Annotated in this window: 19 protein-coding genes; 6 read left to right on the top strand and 13 right to left on the bottom strand. The window is 61.6% G+C overall.

Annotated elements, in window-relative coordinates:
* Nucleotides 1-13: 13 nt before the first annotated feature.
* The 4 genes from AC1RKJ_RS16975 to AC1RKJ_RS16960 all read left to right on the top strand — a co-directional run bounded on the left by AC1RKJ_RS16975 (nucleotide 14) and on the right by AC1RKJ_RS16960 (nucleotide 4,714).
* A complete protein-coding gene (locus tag AC1RKJ_RS16975; RefSeq protein WP_492792084.1) occupies nucleotides 14-1,450 on the top strand; it encodes a helix-turn-helix domain-containing protein in 1,437 nt (478 codons plus the stop codon).
* 114 nt (nucleotides 1,451-1,564) lie between these two features.
* Entirely contained in the window at nucleotides 1,565-2,782 is a 1,218-nt protein-coding gene (locus AC1RKJ_RS16970) for a lytic murein transglycosylase (RefSeq protein ID WP_492792083.1), read from the top strand.
* Between the two features lie 93 nt (nucleotides 2,783-2,875).
* Complete coding sequence (locus AC1RKJ_RS16965; RefSeq protein ID WP_492792082.1) at nucleotides 2,876-3,379, top strand: DUF1993 domain-containing protein; 504 nt, start codon at nucleotides 2,876-2,878, stop codon at nucleotides 3,377-3,379.
* Between the two features lie 237 nt (nucleotides 3,380-3,616).
* Nucleotides 3,617-4,714 (top strand): alkene reductase, encoded by a 1,098-nt coding sequence (locus AC1RKJ_RS16960; RefSeq protein WP_492792081.1) that lies wholly within the window; start codon nucleotides 3,617-3,619, stop codon nucleotides 4,712-4,714.
* Between the two features lie 66 nt (nucleotides 4,715-4,780).
* Here AC1RKJ_RS16960 and AC1RKJ_RS16955 read toward each other — a convergent pair whose 3' ends face one another.
* The 10 genes from AC1RKJ_RS16955 to AC1RKJ_RS16910 all read right to left on the bottom strand — a co-directional run bounded on the left by AC1RKJ_RS16955 (nucleotide 4,781) and on the right by AC1RKJ_RS16910 (nucleotide 17,952).
* Complete coding sequence (locus AC1RKJ_RS16955; RefSeq protein WP_492792080.1) at nucleotides 4,781-4,981, bottom strand: hypothetical protein; 201 nt, start codon at nucleotides 4,979-4,981, stop codon at nucleotides 4,781-4,783.
* A 365-nt stretch (nucleotides 4,982-5,346) separates the two neighbouring features.
* On the bottom strand, nucleotides 5,347-5,775 hold the full coding sequence (locus AC1RKJ_RS16950; protein ID WP_492792079.1) for an acyl-CoA thioesterase: 429 nt from the start codon (nucleotides 5,773-5,775) through the stop codon (nucleotides 5,347-5,349).
* A 29-nt stretch (nucleotides 5,776-5,804) separates the two neighbouring features.
* Nucleotides 5,805-7,892 (bottom strand): 3-hydroxyacyl-CoA dehydrogenase NAD-binding domain-containing protein, encoded by a 2,088-nt coding sequence (locus AC1RKJ_RS16945; protein WP_492792078.1) that lies wholly within the window; start codon nucleotides 7,890-7,892, stop codon nucleotides 5,805-5,807.
* 10 nt (nucleotides 7,893-7,902) lie between these two features.
* Entirely contained in the window at nucleotides 7,903-9,186 is a 1,284-nt protein-coding gene (locus tag AC1RKJ_RS16940; protein ID WP_492792077.1) for an acetyl-CoA C-acetyltransferase, read from the bottom strand.
* A complete protein-coding gene (locus tag AC1RKJ_RS16935) occupies nucleotides 9,186-11,447 on the bottom strand; it encodes an acyl-CoA dehydrogenase (protein ID WP_492792076.1) in 2,262 nt (753 codons plus the stop codon). The genes AC1RKJ_RS16940 and AC1RKJ_RS16935 overlap by 1 nt, the downstream gene beginning before the upstream one ends.
* A gap of 244 nt (nucleotides 11,448-11,691) precedes the next feature.
* On the bottom strand, nucleotides 11,692-12,333 hold the full coding sequence (locus tag AC1RKJ_RS16930; protein ID WP_492792075.1) for a flavin reductase family protein: 642 nt from the start codon (nucleotides 12,331-12,333) through the stop codon (nucleotides 11,692-11,694).
* On the bottom strand, nucleotides 12,326-12,973 hold the full coding sequence (locus AC1RKJ_RS16925; RefSeq protein WP_492792074.1) for a TetR/AcrR family transcriptional regulator: 648 nt from the start codon (nucleotides 12,971-12,973) through the stop codon (nucleotides 12,326-12,328). The genes AC1RKJ_RS16930 and AC1RKJ_RS16925 overlap by 8 nt, the downstream gene beginning before the upstream one ends.
* Nucleotides 12,974-12,996: 23 nt before the next feature.
* On the bottom strand, nucleotides 12,997-16,137 hold the full coding sequence (locus AC1RKJ_RS16920; protein WP_492792073.1) for an efflux RND transporter permease subunit: 3,141 nt from the start codon (nucleotides 16,135-16,137) through the stop codon (nucleotides 12,997-12,999).
* Nucleotides 16,138-16,155: 18 nt separating this feature from the next.
* Entirely contained in the window at nucleotides 16,156-17,265 is a 1,110-nt protein-coding gene (locus AC1RKJ_RS16915) for an efflux RND transporter periplasmic adaptor subunit (protein ID WP_492792072.1), read from the bottom strand.
* Nucleotides 17,266-17,430: 165 nt separating this feature from the next.
* Nucleotides 17,431-17,952 carry a cupin domain-containing protein gene (locus tag AC1RKJ_RS16910; RefSeq protein WP_492792071.1) on the bottom strand — a complete coding sequence of 174 codons (522 nt, stop codon included), beginning with the start codon at nucleotides 17,950-17,952 and terminating at the stop codon, nucleotides 17,431-17,433.
* 124 nt (nucleotides 17,953-18,076) lie between these two features.
* Here AC1RKJ_RS16910 and AC1RKJ_RS16905 point away from each other — a divergent pair, with 124 nt between their 5' ends.
* Nucleotides 18,077-18,292, top strand: a complete 216-nt coding sequence (locus AC1RKJ_RS16905) for a CsbD family protein (RefSeq protein WP_492792070.1) — start codon at nucleotides 18,077-18,079, stop codon at nucleotides 18,290-18,292.
* A 172-nt stretch (nucleotides 18,293-18,464) separates the two neighbouring features.
* Nucleotides 18,465-18,827, top strand: a complete 363-nt coding sequence (locus AC1RKJ_RS16900; RefSeq protein WP_492792069.1) for a nuclear transport factor 2 family protein — start codon at nucleotides 18,465-18,467, stop codon at nucleotides 18,825-18,827.
* Here the strand turns inward: AC1RKJ_RS16900 and AC1RKJ_RS16895 are convergent.
* The 3 genes from AC1RKJ_RS16895 to AC1RKJ_RS16885 all read right to left on the bottom strand — a co-directional run bounded on the left by AC1RKJ_RS16895 (nucleotide 18,817) and on the right by AC1RKJ_RS16885 (nucleotide 22,022).
* Nucleotides 18,817-19,668 (bottom strand): alpha/beta fold hydrolase, encoded by an 852-nt coding sequence (locus AC1RKJ_RS16895; RefSeq protein ID WP_492792068.1) that lies wholly within the window; start codon nucleotides 19,666-19,668, stop codon nucleotides 18,817-18,819. The genes AC1RKJ_RS16900 and AC1RKJ_RS16895 overlap by 11 nt on opposite strands.
* A 128-nt stretch (nucleotides 19,669-19,796) precedes the next feature.
* Nucleotides 19,797-21,107, bottom strand: coding sequence for an NAD(P)H-dependent oxidoreductase (locus AC1RKJ_RS16890; protein WP_492792067.1), 1,311 nt, complete (start codon nucleotides 21,105-21,107; stop codon nucleotides 19,797-19,799).
* 114 nt (nucleotides 21,108-21,221) lie between these two features.
* Nucleotides 21,222-22,022, bottom strand: coding sequence for a phytanoyl-CoA dioxygenase family protein (locus tag AC1RKJ_RS16885; protein WP_492792066.1), 801 nt, complete (start codon nucleotides 22,020-22,022; stop codon nucleotides 21,222-21,224).
* Nucleotides 22,023-22,112 lie beyond the last annotated feature (90 nt).

Below are 22,112 nucleotides of genomic sequence, written 5' to 3'. Positions count from 1 at the left end.
CAAGGTGACCGCCGTGGCCACGTCGACAATCCGTTCGGTTTTTATGGGTCCGCGGCTGCGGCGGCTGCGGCGCGATCTGGGGCTGACGCAGTCCAACATGGCGGCCGATCTGGATATCTCGGCACCTTATGTCGCGCTTCTGGAGCGCAATCAGCGGCCGGTGACGGCTGACATGCTGCTGCGCCTCGCCCGCACCTACAAAATCGATCTGGCGGATCTCGCGGGCGACGGGGGCGCGGATCATACCGCGCGCATGCAGGCGGTTCTCAAGGAGCCGATGTTTGCAGACATCGATATTCCCTCTCTTGAAATCAGCGATATCGCAATCGGCTATCCGGGACTGGCGGAAGCATTCCTGCGGCTCTACACGGCCTACCGCGAAGAACAGCTTGCGCTGGCGGATCGCAAGGAGCCGGCGGCGGGGACCGCATCGCGTTCGCGCCGGGGCGGTCTGGACCTCAACGATCCGGTTGCGGAAGTCCGCCGGTTTCTGGCCGCGCGCAAAAACAACTTCGCGGATCTCGACGACGCCGCCGAGAAGATTTTGCATGGCCCCGCGGACACCAACTGGTTTATCGAGCGGCTGACCACGCGCCATAAACTTCGCGTTCGCCATTTGCCGCCGGACGTCATGATCGGCGCTGTCAGACGGCTGGATCGTCACCGCAAGGAAGTCCTGTTTGACGACTCGCTCGACACCGCGAGCTTCAACTTCCAGCTGGCCCAGCAACTCGCTTATCTCGAATTTGAAGACGAGATCGGCACAGCGCTGAAAGCCGGCCAATTCACCTCCAAGAGCGGCAAACTGCTGGCGCACCGGTCGCTCGCGAGTTATGCCGCCGCGGCGCTCATCATGCCGTATTCCGCATTCGCGAAAGCCGCGGAGACGCGCCGTTACGACATCGAAGCGCTGGCGCGGCAGTTCGGGACCAGCTTTGAACAGACGGCGCATCGCATCACGACATTGCAGAGACCGGGCTCGGAAAAAGTGCCGTTCTTTTTGATCCGCGTCGATCCGGCCGGCAATATTTCCAAACTGCTCGACGGCGCCGGATTCCCCTTTGCGAAGCACGGCGGAGCCTGTCCGCTATGGTCGGTGCACGGGGTCTTCAAAACACCGCGCCAAATCGTGACGCAATGGCTGGAGTTGCCGGACGGTCAGCGGTTCTTTTCCATCGCCCGTACAGTCACCGCCGGCGGAGGCTCGTTCGGGGCCGCGCGGGTGGAGCGCGCCATTGCGATTGGCTGCGCGGTTGAACACGCCAAAAAACTGATTTATTCCACCGATGAATCCGGACCGCGCGCGGATGCACCCACGCCGATCGGCGTCGCATGCCGTGTCTGCCATCGTCCGACATGCGCTGCGCGATCTGAACTTCCGATCGGCCGTGAACTGCTGCCCGACGATTACCGGCGGCTCAACGTTCCATTCGGATTCTCATCCGACTGATCGCTTGTGACGCGTGGCTATGTTTTCTATCCTGAGTTCGTTCCGCAGCTTGCTCATTGACTCGATTGCTCCCACGCCCTCTCAATCCTCACCATCAGGATGCAGCATCTTTTCATGACCAGATTCATTCCCGCTCTCGTGATCGCGATGAGCCTGCTTGCAACATCCGCCTCCGCCCAGCGGGGCGCGTCATGCCATGGGGGACAGAGCTTCGATCAATTTCTTGCGCAGTTGAAGCAGGACGCCGTCACCGCCGGCGTGTCGCAGCGCGCGATCGCTGCCGCCTCGCCTTATCTGGTCTACGATCAGAGCATCGTGAACCGCGACCGCGGCCAGCGGGTGTTCGGCCAGATCTTCACGGAGTTCGCGGGCCGCATGGCGTCGGAATCGCGGAGAGTGCGGGGCCAGCAACTGATCCAGACCCACGCGCAGGCTTTTGCGCGCGCCGAAAAGGAATACGGCGTTCCGCCGGCGGTGATCACCGCGTTCTGGGCGCTGGAAAGCGACTTCGGCGCAATCCAGGGCAAGCTTTCGACACTGCGCTCGCTGGTGTCGCTGGCCTACGATTGCCGCCGCGCGCAGATGTTTCACGACGAGACCATCGCAGCGCTGAAAATTATCGACCGTGGCGATCTTTCGCCCGCCGAGATGATCGGCTCGTGGGCCGGTGAACTCGGACAGACACAGTTCCTGCCACGCCATTACTTCGACTACGCCGTCGACTACGACGGAAACGGACATCGAGACCTGCTGCACAGCGCTCCCGACGTCATAGGCTCCACCGCGAACTACATCGCGACCGGATTGAAATGGCGGCGCGGCGAGCCGTGGTTGCAGGAAATCCGTGTACCCACGAATTTACCCTGGGATCAGGCCGATCTCACCATCAAGCACCCGCGCTCCAAGTGGGCGGCGTGGGGCGTAACTTTTGCTGACGGCCGTCCGCTGCCGAAGGACGATCTCCCCGCCTCGGTGTTGCTGCCGATGGGCCGCGATGGACCGGCGTTTCTCGCCTATGCGAATTTCGCCGCCTACACGGAGTGGAATAACTCGCTGATCTATTCGACCACCGCGGGTTATCTCGCGACCCGAATCGCGGGAGCAGCCCCGATGCGCAAACCAGCGACCCCGGTGGCACAATTGCCGTTCAACGAGATCAAGGAATTGCAGCAGTTGCTCGCGCGGCAGGGATTCAATGTCGGCAAGATCGACGGCATTCTCGGCCAGCAGAGCCGCATCGCGATCAAGACCGTGCAGACGAAATATGGACTTCCCGCCGATTCATGGCCGACCGCCGAGTTGCTGGCGCGGATGCGTGGCGGACCGCGCTGAAGTTCGCGCTCGCGGTCCCTTGTAAGCGCAGGGAGAACATCTAGATCGGGCAAGCCTGCTTCACGGCAAGAATTTTCCCCTGAAAGGTCACCCATGTCATTCTACGATGGTTCGGCTCCGGTCTTTATCCATACGCTGACAGCCCTGTCCGCCATTCTTACCAAAGCGGAAGCCCATGCCGCCGCCAACAAGATGGCGCCCGGCGAATTGCTAGAGGCCCGGCTGCATCCGTCGATGTATCCGCTGACCAGACAGGTCCAACTTGCGTGCGATTTTTCCGGCAAGGCCTGCGCGCGTTTCACGCAAACCGAACTGCCTGTGATGGCCGATACCGAAACCACGTTCGCGGAATTGCAGGCGCGGATTCAAAAGGTGATCGCCAATATCAGGGCGCTGCCTCCCGAAAAATATGAAGGCGCGGAAAAGCGCGAGATCACCTTCCCGGTCGGTCCCGGCAAAACCATGACCATTCCCGGTCAGCAGTTTCTCAATCACTCCGCGATGCCGCAGTTCTTTTTTCATGCCACGACCGCCTACGACATTTTGCGACACAAGGGCGTCGAGCTCGGCAAGCGCGATTTTCTCGGCGTGGCATAACGAGACGGCACCTTTCAACCAACCGAAGCCGAAGCGGCAGATCATTTCTGCCGCTTCGGCACCGGTTCCGGACAAATCGTTCTCCCGATCCTTGCGGACGCCGGTCCTGGCGGCAAAGACATGCCTGCCATCCAGCACGGTCGAATCTGAACTTTTCAATCAGCCGTGACTTGCCTTTTCGAGCGGGCGACACTTACATGCATCTGCATAGAAATCTCGTTTCAGGAAAGAGCCGCCATGTCCGCTTCCAAATTGTTTGAGCCCTTCAAGCTGGGCGCTGCAACGCTGACCAATCGATCTGTCATGGCCCCGCTGACGCGCAACCGCGCTGTCGCGGGCTTCGTGCCCAATCCGCTCGCCATCGAATACTACGGCCAGCGCGCGTCGGCCGGGTTGCTCGTCACCGAAGCGAGCCAGGTGTCGCAGCAAGGCCAAGGTTATCAGGACACGCCCGGCATCTATTCGAAAGAGCAAGTCGCAGGATGGCGGAAGGTGACGGATCGCGTGCACGAACGCGGCGGCCACATCTATATCCAGCTCTGGCATGTCGGACGCATCTCGCACACCTCCTTGCAGCAGAACGACGGCGCACCGGTTGGACCTTCCGCGGTTCGCGCCAAGGGCAAGACTTTCGTCGGCGGTACGTTCGCGGACGTATCCGAACCTCGCGCGCTGGAACTGAACGAAATTCCCGGCATCATCGAGAGCTTCAAGCGCGCCTCGGCCAATGCGCTGGAAGCCGGTTTCGACGGCGTCGAAATCCACGGTGCGAACGGCTATCTGCTCGACCAGTTCGCCAAGGATGGCGCCAACAAGCGTACTGACGCCTACGGCGGCTCGATCGAGAACCGCGCGCGGCTGATGCTGGAAGTCTCGAAAGCGGTAGCCGCCGAGGCTGGCGCAGACCGCACCGGTATCCGCATCTCGCCGGTGACGCCGGCCAATGACATTTCCGACAGCAACCCGCAGCCGCTGTTCGAGCACATCGTCGATCAGCTCAACGCCTTGAAGCTTGTCTATATTCACGTCATCGAGGGCGCGACCGGCGGTCCGCGCGATGTCGCGCCGTTCGACTACGACAGCCTGCGCAAGCGCTTCAGCGGCGCCTACATCGCCAACAACGGCTACAATTTCAAACTCGCGACCGAGGTGCTGGAGAAGAACAAGGCCGACCTGATCGCGTTCGGCAAGCTCTTCATTTCGAATCCAGATCTGGTCGAGCGCCTGAAACTCGGCGCGCCGCTGAACGACTTCGACAAGGCGACGTTCTATGGCGGCGGCGCCAAGGGTTACACCGATTATCCGGTGTTGGGGCGTCAGGCCGCAGCCGAGTGAGTACCGCAGGAATGCATCGCTGAAAAAGGCCGGGAGCAATCCCGGCCTTTTCTACAAACTGGATGTTCAAACCGCTGCCGGTTCCAGATCCAATCGTCCCGCAAGAAACCGCGTCGCGGCGCGCTCAGCGTCTCGCGCGTTCTTGAAAATCTTGCCGTCAAGCGGATTGAACTTGTGAACGGCAGCGAAAAAACGGAAACCCGCTTTCTCGCGCACGACAATGCCGGCGGCTTCCGAACTGACTTCGATGATGTAGGTATCTGACATAGCTATCCTGCCCGGAGAATCCGGTTCCTCTGTCGCACTAACGCTGAATGTTCGAAAAGGTTTCAGGGGCGACAGGACCGACACGCGCCCGTCGCCGCATGAACATGCCGGGCCGAGAAGCCCGTGCTGCACATCCATCCACCGATCAAGCCGTTTGGCGTCATGTCCAATCTCTCGGGCCAAGCCTATAGGTGCTTCGCGCGACAGTTTTATAACCTAAATGCCCAAGCGGCGGGAGACGGGAAGACGTCTTGTTGTAAAATAGCAATGCGACGCGCGCACGAGACGAGGAAACGGGACGAAAGAATTCGCCCAACGGTCAATGACGCGAAAAATTACCTAGCTCTTCCGGCTGATTTCGCCCGTCAGGCGCTGACAGCAGCCGGGTCGCGCCGGATCGCCTGCGGATGTCCCTGATCGTCGATCGCGACGTAAGTATAGTTCCCGTCAGTCACCAGAATCGATTTTGATTCGTTTCGCCGCTGCACCCAGGCGGCGACATGCACGGTGATCGATGTTCGCCCGAGACGAACCAGTGATCCGTAGACCGAGACGACGTCGCCAACATAGACCGGCTTGCGAAACGTCATGGCTTCAATCGCAACCGTGACGGCGCGGCTCTGCGTGACTTTTGAAGCGAAGATACCGCCTGCAATATCCATCTGACTCAGCAGCCAGCCGCCAAAGATGTCGCCATTCTGGTTGGTGTCGGCCGGCATCGCCATGGTGCGAATCGAAAGATCGCCCTGCGGCTCCGAAGGGGGCGCCGGGGCATGGATGGGCGTGTCTGTCATCTATGAAATCCGTCAAATGAACGAAGAGCCTAGCTGAACGTATCCCACCCGGCGTCAGGCTTAAAGCGCTCGCCGAATTTTGCTTCGAGCGCCTTCAGCGCCGCGGCGACATTCGCGCCACCCCGCACCCGGGCGTAATTCAGCGGCCCGCCGCGGAACGGCGCGTAGCCAGTGCCGAAGATCATCGCGCCATCCACCACATCGGCGTTATCGACAATGCCCTCGCGCAGGCAGGCGACGCAGACATTGGACATCGGCAGAACAAGACGATCGATCATTTCGTCGGTGGGCTGAACCGGCGAATGGGTTTTCACCGCCTTGCCGTCCTTCCATTCGTAGAAACCCTTGCCGGTCTTGCGGCCGAGATCACCGCGCTTGACCATGTCGCGCAGCCAGTCCGGCGCGGGCGGTAACGCTGCCTCGCCGAATTTCGAGCGCAGCATGTCACCGACCGCGAGACAAATATCGAGACCGACCTGATCGGCGAGTTCAATGGGTCCCATCGGCATACCGAACTTCTCGGCGGCGGCATCGATCACGGCCTTGTCGACCTTCTCGTCGAGCATCACCATCGCTTCCAGCATGTACGGCGTCAGCGCGCGGTTGACGAGGAAGCCCGGCGAACTCTTCACCGGCAGCGGCAGGCGGTCGATGGCCCCGACGAACTTCAGCGCGGTCGCCAGCGCCTGCGGATCGACGGTGTCGTGGCTCACGACCTCGACAAGTTGCAAACGCGACACCGGATTGAAGAAGTGCAGCCCGAGCAGCCGCTCGGGATTTTTCAGCGTGGTGCGCAGATCCTGCAACGGAATGCTGGATGTGTTGGTGGCAAGGATCGCGCCTGCCTTCATGATGGGCTCGAGCCCGGCATAGACCTTCTGCTTCAAGTCGAGTTTTTCGGGCACTGCCTCGATAATCAGATCGGCATTCCGCACACCCTCGCCGTTCATGTCCGGAATCAGCCGGTCGAGCGCGTCGCGCAGATCGGTCTTCTTGCGGATGATCTTGCCGAACAAATCCGCCGCGCGCTTGATCGCGCCGGCGATCGGCTCGGCCTTCATGTCAGCCAGTGTCACGCGCAGGCCTTGATTAGCGCACCATGCAGCGATGTCACCGCCCATGGCGCCCGCGCCGATGACGTGAACGTGCCTCACGGTATTGCGGCCGTCGGCAAGTTTCTTCATCTGCTCGCGCAGGAAGAACACCCGGATCAGGTTCTGCGCCGTCGGCGTTATCATCAGCCTGGCGAATGATGCTTTCTCGGCGTTGAGCATCGCGGCGCGGTCGCCGCCGTGCTTTTCCCACAGATCGACCAGCGCGTAAGGCGCGGGATAGTGTTCCTTCGGCGCAGTCTTCGCCGCCTCGCCACGCATGCGATTGGCCAGCAGGCCGCGCACCGGACCAAAGTTCATCGCCTTGGCGAGGAGCCCCTGCCTGTGTGGCCGCAAGCGACCGAAGATCGCGGCCTTCACCGCGCCGCGCACATGACGTTCCTGCGTCACGGCATCGGCCAGACCCAGCGACTTCGCCTTGCGCGCGTCGATGGTCTTGCCGGTGAGCATCAAGGTCATCGCCTCGAGCGGGCTGACGAGATGGGTGAAGCGCGCGGTGCCGCCGAGCCCCGGATGCAGGCCGAGCATGACTTCAGGGAAGCCGAAGCGCGCATTGTCAATGGCGATGCGCGTGTTGCAGGCCAGCGCGATCTCAAGCCCTCCACCCAGACAAAAGCCGTGGATCACCGCGACGCTCGGGATTTTCAACGCTTCCATGCGGTCCACGACCGCATGAGCCTTGTTCATTTCCGTCTCGACCTGACTAGCATCGGTCGCGCCGCGGAATTCGTTGACGTCCGCGCCTGCGATGAAGCCGGACTTCTTCGCGGAGCGAACCACAAGACCCGCCGGACGCTCGGCTTCCAATGTGGCGACGATCCGACCAAGTTCCTCGATCACGTCGCCTGACAACGTGTTGGCGCTGGCGCCTTCGCGATCGAACAGCAGCCATGCGATGCCGTCGCTGTCGCGCGTCAGCTTGAAATGCCTGTACGGCCCCGCCGCCGGCTCCGGCCCGAGCTCGAGCACACGATCCTTCAGAACGTCCATGATCCGTGAGTCCATGCTCGTTCCCTTACACTGTCTCGATCAGCATCGCGCCGCCGAGACCGCCGCCGATACATTCGGTGGCGATGCCGCGTTTGGTGCCGAGACGTTTCATCGCATTTACAAGATGCAGCACGATGCGGTTGCCGCTGGTGCCGACGGGATGTCCAAGGCTGATGGCGCCGCCATCGACATTGAGCTTCGCCTGATCGATCTGGCCCGCTGCGCCGTCAAGCCCCAGCACCTCGCGGCAGAACTTGTCGTCATTCCACGCAGCAAGACAGCCGAGCAACTGCGACGCGAACGCCTCATTGATTTCCCAGGTCTCGACGTCCTGCAATTTGAGCTTGTTGCGCTTCAAGAGTTCGGTCGATGACAGCACCGGCCCGAAGCCCATGACGCCCGGATCGAGCCCGGCCCATTGGCTGTCAACAATGATCGCCTTCGGCTTGAGGCCGTATTTGTTGACAGCGTCTTCCGACGCCAGAATCGTCCAGCATGCGCCATCGGTGATCTGCGACGAGTTGCCGGGCGTCACCTGCCCCCATGGCCGCTCGAACGCCGGCTTGAGTTTCGCGAGCTTGTCCATCGACGAATCCGGCCGCACGCCGTCGTCATGGTCGTAGAACTTTCCATCGCGCGCGAACGCCGTTTCGACTTCGCCCTTGAGAAAGCCCTGCTCCTGCGCACGCGCGAGCCGTCTGTGGCTCTCCACCGCATAGGCATCGGCCTGCTCGCGCGTCACGCCCATCAGGTGCGCGACGACCTCCGCGGTCTGGCCCATGTTCAGATCGGTGATCGGATCGGTGAGCCCGCGCTCGAGGCCAATGATCGGCTTGAAGTACTCCGGACGGGCCTTCAGAAACGCCGCGACCTTCGAAAGTGTATCTTTGGCGGTGGCGAGTTTTGCGAACCAGCGCACGCCGGATTGCGGAAACACCAGCGGCGCGTAGCTCAATGCTTCCGCGCCGCCCGCCAGAATCATGTCGGCTTTGCCTGCTTCGATGTAACGATACGCCGTGTCGATCGACTGCATCCCCGAGCCGCAGTTGATCTGCACGGTGAACGCCACCATGCGCTCGCCCATGCCGAGCCGCAACGCGGCGACGCGCGCCGGGTTCATTTCATCCGCGATGACATTGACGCAACCGAGAATGACCTGATCGAATGCGTTGGGAGCGAATGGCTGCCGCGCCAGCAATGGCCGCCCTGCCTGAACGGCAAGATCGACCGGGGTGAAAGGCCCCGGCCCGCCTTGCGCTTTCAGAAACGGCGTCCGCGCGCCGTCGATAATATAAACCGGTCGCGCCATCAGCTTGCAGCCCGATCCGGTGAGGTCTGCTTGAAGTCGGAATGCTTCCTGTAGATCGGCGAGAGCGCTTCCGGCGCGAAATCATCGACCTCGATCACCAGTGCGACCGCGTCATGCGCAGCTTTCAGCCTCGCCCCTTCGTCCGCCGTAATGACGCCCTTCTTCACGGCCTCATCCCGGTCCCGGACACGCGCGTCACGCATCTTCTTTTCGATCGGCTCATTGGCGGCGACGAGCAGGAACGCGCGCTCCAGCCGCGCCAGCGGGCCGTCGTCATTCGCGTGATAAAGCCCTTCCGTCAGGCGGTCGCGCGACGCCGACGGCTCAAGGATCAATTGCGCGCAGCGATGCACGACCTGATCCGACGGACCGAGCGGGTTTGCGCCAAGCGGCTGGATCAGAAATTTCAGGATCGCACCCACGAAGCGGTTCGGCAGGTTGGCCATCACCTCGGCCAACCGATTTTCGATGGTGCGGATGCCGTTCGCCATCACCCATTCGAGTGCAGCAAAATCGGCCTCCTGACGGCCTTCATCCTCCCAGCGCTTCAGCGCCGCCGAGAGCAGGTACAATTCGGAGAGAATGTCCCCGAACCGCGCCGACAGCATTTCCTTGCGCTTCAGCGCGCCGCCCAGAGTTAGCAGCGCCATGTCGGCGCACAGCGCAAAGGCTGCGGAGTAACGCGACAGCTGACGATAGTAGCCGGTCGCGGCACCCGCGTCCGGCGCAGGCGCGAACGCGCCACCGGTCCAGCTTCGTCCCCACGCGCGGAACGTGTTGGTGATGGCGTGACCGACGTGTTTCCAGAACGCGGTGTCGAAATCTGCGAGACCTTTCTTCTGATCGGCTTCGCCGATGGCGGTCATCTCGCTCAACAGATAAGAATGCGCGCGGACCGATCCCTGCCCGAACACGATCAGATTGCGCGTCAAAATGTTAGCGCCCTCCACCGTGATAGCGACGGGCACGGAGCGGTATAAGTTGCCCATGTAATTCTGCGGGCCGTCGATTACGGCCTTGCCGCCGTGAATGTCCATCGCATCATCGACCGTGATGCGCAGGCGTTCGGTGGCGTGCAGCTTCATGATGCCTGAAATCACCGCCGGATGAATATGCTGATTGAGCGCCGAACATGTCAGCCGCCGCGCGGCGTCGAGCTGATAGGCCGTGCCGGCGATCCGCGCCAGCGGCTCCTCGATGCCCTCGAATTTTCCGATCGGAACATGGAATTGTTCGCGGATGCGCGCGTAAGCGCCGGTCGCACGCGCGCAGTAAGCCGCGCCCGCGGCCGATTGCGACGGCAGCGAAATGCCGCGGCCTGCCGCCAGCGCGGTCATCAACATCTTCCAGCCTTGACCGATGCGCTCCTGCCCGCCGATGATGAAATCCATCGGAATGAAAACGTCCTTGCCCCAGTTCGGACCGTTCTGGAACACCTGCATCGCGGGCAGATGACGATGGCCGATGGTGACACCGGGCAGATCGGTCGGAATCAGCGCAACCGTGATGCCGAGTTCTTCCTCGCTGCCGATCAAGTGATCCGGATCGTAGGCCTTGAACGCGAGACCGAGCAGTGTCGCCACCGGGCCAAGCGTGATGTAGCGCTTGTGCCAGTTCAGCCGCAGGCCGAGCGTTTCCTTGCCGTTGAAGGTGCCCTTGCAGATGATGCCGGTGTCGATCATCGACGCGGCGTCGGAGCCGGCCTCCGGGCTGGTCAGGCCGAAGCACGGAATCTCGCGCCCTTCCGCCAGACCCGGCAGCCATTTGTTGCGCTGGTCATCGGTGCCGAACTGCATCAGCAATTCGCCCGGCCCAAGCGAGTTGGGGACCATCACCGTCACGGCGGCGGTCACCGAGCGCGACGAAATCTTTCGCACCACCTCGGAATGCGCGTAAGGCGAGAAGCCGAGCCCGCCAAACTCCTTCGGAATGATCATGCCGAAGAATTTGTTGCGCTTGATGAACCCCCACACCTCGGGCGGCAGATCGCGCCATTCCCAGTTGACCTTCCATTCGTCAACCATCGCGCAAAGCTGTTCGACCGGACCGTTGAGAAACGCGGTCTCTTCCTCGGTCAGCTTTGCCGGTGCGAACGCCAGCAGCTTCGACCAGTCCGGATTGCCGGTAAACAGGTCGGCGTCCCACCAGACGTCGCCGGCTTCAAGCGCCTCGCGCTCGGTATCGGACATCGGCGGCAGCGCCTTGTGCGCCCATGCGTAGATCGGACGGGTGATAAGGTCACGGCGGAGGGAAAAGCTCATGGGATGATCCTTTGCCGAATTCGCATTTGTTTGGGCATGATCTGATTTCGGCGATCATGCCCGGACAGCGTGCCACAGGCGTAAAATGTAACGGGTCAAGGCTGGAAAACAACTTCGGCGTTATGTCGCGTTTGAAGCGAAAGCCCCAGAAAACACTACCGGTTCAATAACCTGCACGTTAGCTCAACGTTCCCGCACGGCATCCTAAACAATCGACAAGATCACCAAGACTTGAGCCTGCCGCTTACCGCGGCCGGATCATCTCGAACATCACGTCGGGCCGGATTTGCGCATAGTCGCCCATCCGCCCCGCGCGCAGGATCGGATAGGCCTCAGCGGTCTGGTAGACGCCGTCCCGGATCAGACTCTTGTCGATATGGACCGCGACCACTTCGCCGAAGGTCACCCAGGCGTCGGCCTTCCTGCCGTCGGCGCCCTGAAGCTGGATCATCTGCGTCAGCTTGCACTCGAACGACACGAGGCTTTCACCGACGCGCGGCACATCGACCTTGCGCGAGGCTACCTTGGTCAGCCCGGAGATCGTGAATTCGTCCGTCTCGTGCGGCACGCTCGCCGATGTCATGTTCATCTGCTCGGCGATATGCTTGGTCACCAGATTCCAGGTGAATTCCTTGGTCTCCTGGATATTGGAAACGCTGTCTTTCCAGCCCGTCGAGGAAAACCCGATGATCGGCGGCACGTAACAGAAGGCATTGAAGAAGCTATAGGGCGCGAGATTGACGTGTCCCTTGCTGTCCTTCGATGAAATCCAGCCGATGGGCCGGGGACCGACAATGGCGTTGAACGGATCGTGCCTGAGGCCGTGGCCTTGAGAGGGCTCGTAATAGTGAAAATCGCCAGAGGGAAGACCCGAAGAACTATCCATGAGAAACTTTGCCCGCATCGCTGTTGCCCGGCATCGTTCCGGGTGCGCTCAAGGTAAGCGCTGCGAGGACAAAGTCTATCATTTGATCGAGGCTCGGCCCCGGCTTCTTGGCGCATTGCTCGATCATCTGGGGATGGAAGAACCGGATCATGCCGGTGCAGGTGCTCTTGGCGGCGAGCTCGATGTCGGTCACCTTGAACACCCCGGTCTGCGCGCCTTCGGCGATGACGGCGGCAATGGCCATGGTGATCCGCTCGATATGCGCTTCACAGACGTCCCAGCTTTCCTCCATCGCGATGGCGACCATCTCGTGGATCTTCGCATCGCCGACGAAGCGCTCGGCATTCATGCGGCTCACGGTCGCCAGCAACTCGCGCAGACGCACGGCCGGGTGCGTGGTCTTGGCCGCGATGGCTTCCGCCTCGGTCTCGACCTCGTTCATCAGCCGCCGCGCGACGCCTTCGTGAATCGACTTCTTGGAATCGAAGAAGCGATAGATGTTCGCCGGCGACATTTTCAATGACCGGGCGATATCGGCGACCGTGGTTTTGAGATAGCCGATGTCGCGAAACAGGCGCTCCGCCGTGGCGAGAATGCACGCCTTCTTTTCAGCATCGGTATCGTCGTGAAACGTCGTCATGTCTGTCTCGGTACCAGCAGTTCTTACTCGGCGGCTGCCGCAAGCGGCGGCGCGTGCTGAAGGTGGCCGGGCTTCGCGCCCGGCTGTTGAGCCTCGCCCGGGCCGCGTTCGTCCAGACTCTTCCTGAACCATAGCGCATAGAGGCCCGGCAGGAACAGCAGCGTCAGGAATGTTGCAACGAACAATCCACCCATGATGGTGATGGCCATTGGCCCCCAGAACGCCGACCGCGACAGCGGAATCATCGCCAAAATCGCGGCCAGCGCCGTGAGAACCACCGGCCGCGCCCGGCGAACCGTGGCCTCGACGATGGCTTCGCGCCGGGTCAGGCCGTGCTCGACGTCGGTTTCGATCTGATCGACCAGAATCACCGCATTACGCATAATCATGCCGGCCAGCGCGATCAGGCCGAGCAACGCCACGAAGCCGAACGGGCTATTGGCGACGTTCAGACCGAGCGAGGCGCCGACGATGCCAAGCGGCGCGGTGAGGAACACCAGAATAAGCCGCGAGAAGCTCTGCAACTGGATCATCAGCAACGTCAACATGCCGATCACCATCAAAGGAAACAGCTTGTTGATCGACGCATTGCCCTTTTCGGATTCCTCGATCGCGCCGCCTATTTCGATGCGATAGGCTGGCTGAAGGCTGTCGCGGATGCCTTGAAGTTTGGGCCAGATCGCGTTGGTCACGTCGGGCGCCTGCACGCCATCGACAATGTCGGCGCGCACAGTGATCGCCATGTCACGATTACGCCGCCACAGGATCGGCTCCTCGTGGGCGTATTCAATCTTGGCGACCTGAGAGAGCGGCACCGCGACGCCGTTACGCGAATAGATCGTGAGATCACCGACGCGGCCGAGATCGAGACGTTCCGACGGCACGGCGCGGGCGACCACGCCGACCTTCTCGATACCGTCACGCAGCGTCGTCACCTGCACGCCGGAAATCAGCATCGCCAGCGACTGCGAAATGTCCTGCGGGGTCAGGCCGAGCGCGCGGGCGCGATCCTGATCCACAGCGAGTTTGAGGTACGGCGTCTGCTCGTTCCAGTCGAGATGCGGATCGACGGCACGCTTTTCAGCGCGCACGACCTCACGCACCTTGTAGGCAATATCGCGCACGGTTTTGGTGTCGGGGCCCACGACCCGGAACTGAACCGGGAAGCCGACCGGCGGACCAAAGTTGAAACGGTCCACGCGCACGCGCGCTTCCGACAACGCGCCGTCGGCAACCGCCTTCTCGATCCGCGTCTTGATGCGCTCGCGCGCAGCGACGTCCTTCGACACAATGACCGTTTCTGAGAACGATTCATTCGGCAATTGCGGATTGAGACCGAGCCAGAAGCGCGGCGAGCCCTGCCCGATGTAGGTTGTGTAGGTTACGATGTCCTTGTCGTCCTTGAGCAGCGCTTCCGCCTTCTTCACGCTCTCCTTGGTGACGTTGAACGCGGAGCCTTCCGGCAGCCTCAACTGAAGGAACAGTTCCGGACGTTCCGACAGCGGGAAGAACTGCTGCTGCACATGGGTGAAGCCGACGATCGACAGTGCAAACACGCCGACGGTGGCGAGGACCACGGTGCCGCGCCGCTTCACGCACCATTCGATTACGCTGCGCAGGCCGCGATACATCCGCGTCTCGTAGATCGCGTGCGGATCGTGGCTGTGCTTTCCCTTGGCGAAGTTCGGCAGCAGCTTGACGCCGATATAAGGCGTGAAGATCACCGCGACGAACCATGAGGCCACTAGCGCAATCGCCACGACCCAGAAGATGCCGCCGGCATATTCGCCGACGGACGAATTGGCAAAGCCGATGGGGAGGAAGCCAACGGCCGTGACCAGCGTTCCCGTGAGCATCGGAAACGCGGTGGATTCCCAGGCGAAGGATGCCGCTTTCACGCGGTCCCAACCCTGCTCCATCTTCACCACCATCATTTCGACGGCGATGATGGCGTCATCGACCAGCAAGCCGAGCGCGATAATCAGCGCGCCGAGCGTGATGCGATGCAGGTCCATCCCCATCGCATTCATGACGATGAAAACGATGGCGAGAACCAGCGGCACCGACAGCGCGACGACAATGCCGGTGCGCCAGCCGAGCGCGAGAAAGCTCACGAACAGCACGATCGCCAGCGCCTCGATGAAGGAGTGAACGAATTCGCTGACCGCGGTCTCAACGACTTTCGGCTGATCGGCGATCTGCTCGATGTTGAAACCTTGCGGCACCGCGGCCATAAATTCCGCGGTCGCCTTCTTCACGGTCTCGCCGAGATCCAGAATGTTGGCGCCCTTCGCCATGACCAGGCCGACACCAATGGCGGGCTTGCCTTCCTGACGGATCTGGTAGTCGGGCGGATCGACAAACCCGTGGGTGACGGTTGCGATATCGCCGAGGCGAAACACACGGCCATTGCCTTCGACCGGCGTTTCCGCGACCGCCTTGACGCTGTCATAGGCGCCGGTGACGCGCAACGGCACGCGCTGCGACGAGGTCTCGACGGTGCCGGCGGGGACAACCGCATTCTGCTTGGCGAGCGAATCGAACAAAGCCTGCGTGGTGATGCCCAGTGTCGCGAGCTTGGCGTGGGAGAACTCCACGAACACGCGTTCGTCCTGCGTGCCGTACAGATTGACCTTGGTCACGTCCGGCGTCTTCAGCAGGCGCTGGCGCAAACCCTCAGCCACCTTCTTGAGCTGGGCGTAATCCGCGCCATCACCCGTCAGCATATAAAGGATCGAGTCCACATCGCCGAATTCGTCGTTGATGTTCGGCCCGATCAGGTTGGGCGGCAGATCGGCCTTGATGTCACTGAGCTTCTTGCGCAGCTGATAGAACAGTTGCGGCACGTCCTTTGCCGGTGTGTTGTCCTTGAAGGACATCGTCATCGCGGTGAACGACGGCTTGGTGTAGGTCTGCACCTTGTCGAAGTAAGGCAGCTCCTGCAGCTTCTTCTCGATACGGTCCGACACCTGCGACTGCATCTCCGCGGCAGTGGCGCCGGGCCAGATCGCATTGATGATAACGACCTTGATGGTGAAGGACGGGTCTTCCGCGCGGCCGAGCCGCTCATAGGAGAAGAAGCCCGCGATGCCGAGCATCACGATGAAGAATAGAATCAGAGTGGGGTGCGCGACAGCCCACGCGGAAAGATTGAATCGCTTCATCGGACCCTCGTGAGGTTTTTAGAACGACAGCGACGAAACGACCCGGACCTTCTGGGCCGGATCGAGCTTCTGCACGCCAAGCGCCACCACCGTGGCGCCTTCCTCGACGCCACCGGTGATCAGGACGTCCGCGGTCTCATAGGCTTTCACCGACACCGGCTTCAGCGACACCGCGCCGGTCTTTGCGTCAGCGACATAGAGCGACGGACCGTCGCCCTGACTGAACAGCGCCGAGAGCGGCAGCCGCGCAACCCGTTCGGTTACGGGGTCGGCCAGCGTCAGCGTCGCCGTCATGCCGAGCGACACCGCGTCGTCCGCGCCGGGCAACGAAAATTTCGCCAGATACGTGCGTGTCGCGACGTCGGCTGCGGGCGCGATCTCGCGCAGTTTCGCCGCGTATTTCTTGCCAGGCTCCGACCACAGCGTCACGCTGGCCTCGCCGGTCTTGGCGAAGTTCACCAGCGTTTCGGGGATTGCGACCACGGCTTCCTTTTCCGCGGAACGCGCCACGCGGATCGCGGTCTGCCCCGACGCGACCACCTGCCCCGGCTCGACCAGCGTCGCCGTGACCACGCCACGCGTGTCGGCCTCCAGGCTGGCATAGGACAAGCTGTTCCTGGTGAGTTCGACCGAGCGTTCGGCCCGGTTGAGACGTGCGCGGGCTTCGTCGCCGGCCGCCTTGACCTGATCGAGTTGCGCTTCGGTGGACCAGCCTTTCGCGCGCAATTCCTTGGCGCGGCCCTCGGCAGCGCTCGCCTGCGCCAGCACGCCGGTCGCGGCGCGAAATTCGGCTTCGGCCTGCTCGGCCTGCAATTTCAGATCGACCTCATCGAGCGTCGCCAGCGGCTGGCCGACATCGACCACCTGCCCGACCTCAACGAGCCGCTTGGCGACCTTGCCGGGAACGCGGAAACCCATGTCGGTTTCCACCCGCGGGCGGATCGTGCCGACAAAGCTGCGTTCCGGAGACTGGGACGAATAGTGGACTGTCGCGACCAGGACGGGGCGACCCTTCTCGCCCTCCGCTGCCTCTTGCTTGCTGCAAGCTCCCAGCGCCAGTGCGGGGATAATCAAGGCGAGAACAGCCAAGCTATTGCGCTGGCTAATGAATTTCTGGACTCGGTGCATCTGGGAGCTCCCTTGGGATACTCCAGCACCTTCTTACAATGATTGACGATTGTCAATAATCGTCAGTCATCAATTTGATGCACCGCAACCACTTGATCCGGAACCGCAATTCCGGACCGGACGGGCCGCCTCTGCATTTGCGCAAGGAAACGTGAACGACGCACCCTATGCCTTTTCGGCAGGGTCACGGTGAATGGGATCGACCCACAGCACCGTCTCCGGCTTTTCCACCGGCTCGATGTCGAGATTGATCGCCACCGCCTGTCCGTCGCTGCGCACCAGCACGCACTCCAGCGCCTCGTCCGGGCTCGCATTGATTTCCTGATGCGGCACATAAGGCGGAATGAAAATGAAATCTCCGGGATTGGCTTCCGCTGTAAACTGAAGATTCTCGCCCCACCGCATCCGCGCCTTGCCACGCACCACATAGATGATGCTTTCGAGATGGCCGTGATGGTGTGCGCCGGTTTTCGCATCGGGCTTGATGGTCACCGTGCCCGCCCAGAGCTTCTGCGCGCCGACGCGCGCGAAATTGATCGCGGCCTTGCGATCCATGCCTGCGGTGGAAGGAACATTCGGATCGAGCTGGTCGCCGGGGATGACGCGCACGCCGTCGTGTTTCCAGCGCTGATCGTCGTGCGCGTGATCATGATGGTGTGCGTGGTCATGCGGATGATCATGCGACATTCTCTGTTCCTTCTCGAATTGCAGCAACGCGTCACAAGCGCGTGTTCGAAAGCCAAATCATCAGATGAGGAACATCCCGTCAACTCGGCCGTTGTCGCAGCGAACTCACGTAAAGGAGATTGTGATGAGCAGCACCACCGACAAGATCAAGGGCGCAACGAACGAAGCCATCGGCAAGGCCAAGCAGGGTATTGGCGAGGCCACAGGCTCCGACAAGCTGAAAGGCGAAGGCGCGCTTCAGGAAGCCAAAGGCCACGGCCAGAAGGCGGTCGGCGATGCCAAGGAAGCAGTGAAGGACGCCGCCGACAAGGCCGCGGATTTCGTGAACAAAAAGCTCTGATGCGTTTTGGCGACGCGATAACTGGGAAAGGCCGGTCCTTCGGGGCCGGTCTTTTTCATGCGCGGTTTCGCAACCCACCGTATCCATGTGCGGCGTCTGGTCTTGCCGAATACCACAGCCGGGATATTGTTCGCATCATTACAACGGCAAGGCGCGCAAGGGAGGCAAGCTGATGGACATGAAAGTGACCGATCACGACACGCTGTTCGCGCTCAATCGCGATTACATCGACTCGGTGCAAACCTCCGACGTTCGCCGTTTCGACGAAATCCTCGCGCCCGAATTCTATTGCTCAAACCCCGACCGCTCGCTGGTGGATCGTGCGGGTTTCCTGATCCAGACCGCGAAGCCGGTCACGATCACAGATCTTAAAGCTGAGGACGTGATGATCCGCCTGATGGGCGATTTCGCCATCATCCACGCCCGCACCAGCTACACTATGCCGGACGGCAGCGCGGGCGGCGGCCGATACACAGACGTGTGGGCCAAACGCGGCGGCCAGTGGCTCGCTGTCTCGGCTCACGTTACGCGGTAGGTATCCAGCGGCGCCAGGTCCCACGCTCCACCGCGCTGAGAAAAATTTCCACCTGCGCATTGAACGCGGCAGGTTCTTCGAGATTGACGGCATGGCCGGTGTTCGGACACACCCACAGTCCCGCGCTCGGAATCGCCGCCTTCAACATCAGATTGGTCTCGATGCAGGGCGCATCTTCGTCGCCGACCGCCAGGAGTACCGGCGTCGTCAGCTTCGCGAACCGATCCTGGAAATCGTGCAGCGACGGCCGCAGCGCCTGATAGCGCGCCATCGTGTTCGACATTCCGCGAGGCGAATGCTGGCGCAGGTGATCGACGAATTCCTGCCAGGCGCGCGGATCCTTGTGCTTGAGCTGAATACGGGTCGGACTGTGCCCTATCTCGTCGGCCATCGCGTCCATGCCGCGCTCGATAAAGCCGCGCGAGGTGGCCGGCGCTTCCTTGAGCCACGCCTCGCGGGTGGACGGCGGCGATCCCGTCCCCGCTCCGGCCGCAACGATGGCCGAGGCTTTTCCGGGATGCCGCAAGCCGAACTGAAGCGCCGCATATCCTCCCATGCTGAGACCGACGATGTGGGCACGATCGACCCCGGCGCCCTGCATCACCGCTGCGATGTCATCGGCCGAAAATTCCCAGCCATACAAATTCAGGTCATCGGGAACATCGCTGGGCGGATAACCGCGCGCGTTGTAGGCAATGCAGCGGTAGGCGCGCGAAAAATAACGCACCTGGTTTTCCCACTCGCGGCAGTCCGCTCCGAACTCGTGAACGAAAATGATCGGATAGCCGCTGCCGGTTTCTTCATAATACAGCTTCGCTCCGGACGCTTCGATATACGGCATCAGCCATCTCTCCGATTTCGGAAAGCACTATAGCCATCGCTGCCGTCTTCTCGCCAGCGCGGTTCAAGCGTTGCGTATCACTGTTGCACGATACGCAACGCTTGCCGTGCAAGCATCACACAAACGGTTCAGCGTGCGTGGGCGAACTTCGTCTCCATGGCGCGGCGGAACACGACCGCATCGTCCTTTGTGTCGATCTCCACGTCCGACCAGCGAACCACGTCGCCGTGCGCGATGTCTTTCGTCAGTTTGACCCGGTGCGCCAGCCCGATCGGCAACGCGCCGACCCTGAGACTGTCCGCTGCCGGCATCAGCTTGCCCCAGACCGTATAGCCGCCCTCGCCGTCCAGCATTTCGCCAGCGCGCAAATTTTTCTTTGCAACGGCCGCGACGTCGCCGCGGAAATCCTGCGGCTGACCGGTCGGCTCATTGCGCAGCGCCGCCGACAGCACGGAGATGTTCAGTTCAAGCCCGATTAGGTGATACGGCTTGTACATCGCCGCATAACGCCCCGACGAATCCGTCTTCAGACCATACTGGCGGAAACAATCGGCCGCATAATCGTTCGGCGCTTCCAGCACGACATAGACGCCCCAGCGCAAATCGCGGAACACCGGGCGGCTGTCGCGCTCCAGCGACGAGACCACTTCCACCACGCCGGATTTTTCGAGCACGCCGCCCTTGTCGCGCGGACGCATGATATGCGGCAGATCGTCGACGCCGCACGGCGGAAACAGCAGGCCGCCTGACGGCACGTCGAGGCCGGTGGCGTTGGCGATCGCCGCCATTTCGATGGCGGACTTGGTGCCGTCCAGAAACGAGTTGAACATCTGCGGATTCATGCCGGCCGACTGGGCCTCGGCGGCGGTCAGGCCGTAGTGGCCCCAGACGCCGGCGGGTGTCACGTCGTGATAGATCGGCAGATACTTGGTGCCCTTGCCCGCCGCGACGACCTTGAAGCCGGTGGCGCGCGCCCAGTCCACCATCTCAGCGGTCAATGCAGGCTGATCGCCATAGGCGAGCGAATAGACGACACCGGCGCGGCGCGCTTCGTCCGCAAGCAACGGACCCGCCAGCACGTCGGCTTCGACATTGACCATGACGATATGCTTGCCCGCGGCAATCGCTGCGCGCGCATGACAAATGCCGACCGAGGGATTGCCGGTCGCTTCCACCACGACTTCGATGTTTCCACCGGTCGCGGCGCCGCCATCCTTGGTGAAGGTCGTGGCAGCGATCCGCGCTGCATCCCATCCCACCGTGCGGCAGGCTTCGCGCGCGCGGTCCGGATCGAGATCGACAATGACGGACACTTCAAGCCCCGGCGTATGCGGCACTTGTGAGAGAAACATCGAGCCGAACTTGCCGGCGCCAATCAGCGCGACACGCACGGGTTTCCCCGCCGCACGGCGCTTTTCGAGAAGGTGATGAAGGTTCATGGAGTGAAAACTCTGACGGAGGGACGATCAGTCTATACCGTCATTGCGAGCGAAGCGAAGCAATCCAGACTTGCTGGATTGCTTCGTCGCAAATGCTTTCGCAATGACCGAAAACTATTCAGCCGCCTGACGATGGCTGCGGGCGTAACGCACCAGCGCGTCGTCATCCACCGTCTGGATCGGCGTGAAATCACGGTGCGCGATGAATTCCGGACGGGTTGGCGTGCGGATGTAGTTGGAAACCGAATTCAGCGTGAGATAGACGATCTTGCGCGGATAGGGCGTGATGTTGCCGGACGAGCCGTGCACAAGATTGCCGTGGAACATCAGCATGCCGCCGGGTTTTCCGGTGGGCGCAACGATGCCGCCTTCCTGCACGAGGCGCGTGACCGTTTCCTCGTCGAGCGTCCATAGCGGATAGGACGTGGTCGCAAGGTCGTGCGACGCCTTGAGGTCGCCGGCGTTCTGGCTTCTCGGCACCAGCATCAACGGACCGTTGATCGGCAGCACTTCGTCGAGGAACACGGCGATGTTCATCGCGAGCGGCTGCGGCATGCCGTCGTCGCGCTTCCATGTGCCGTAATCCTGATGCCATTGCCAGACGTCGCCGGTGAAGGCAGATTTGGCGTTGATCTTGTACTGATGCATGTAGACCTTCTCGCCGAAGATCTGCTCGACCGGATCGATCATGCGCGGATGCGCGCCGAGGAGGCGAAACGCCTCATTATAAAGATGGGCTGCAAAGGCCGTGCGCGGCGCGCCGCTCTTTTCGCGCCACACTTCAGGGCGTTGCTCGTCATAGATCGACACGGCTTCGCGCCGCAGGACATCGACTTCCTCGGCGTTGAAAAGCTCCGGCAGAAACAGCCAGCCTTCGGTGCGAAACTGCTCGAGTTGCTCGGCGGATAACTTCATGACGCATCCTTCCTGATTTGATTTTTTGGTCTCGGACCGGTCTTGGCTCCGCACCCGTCACGATCGAGGTATTCAGTTCTTGCATTCTGA

The organism is Afipia sp. GW822-FHT04G07 (assembly GCF_058800765.1).
Note: the sequence above shows the minus strand (reverse complement) of the source record. Positions and strands in the feature narration are given on the sequence as shown.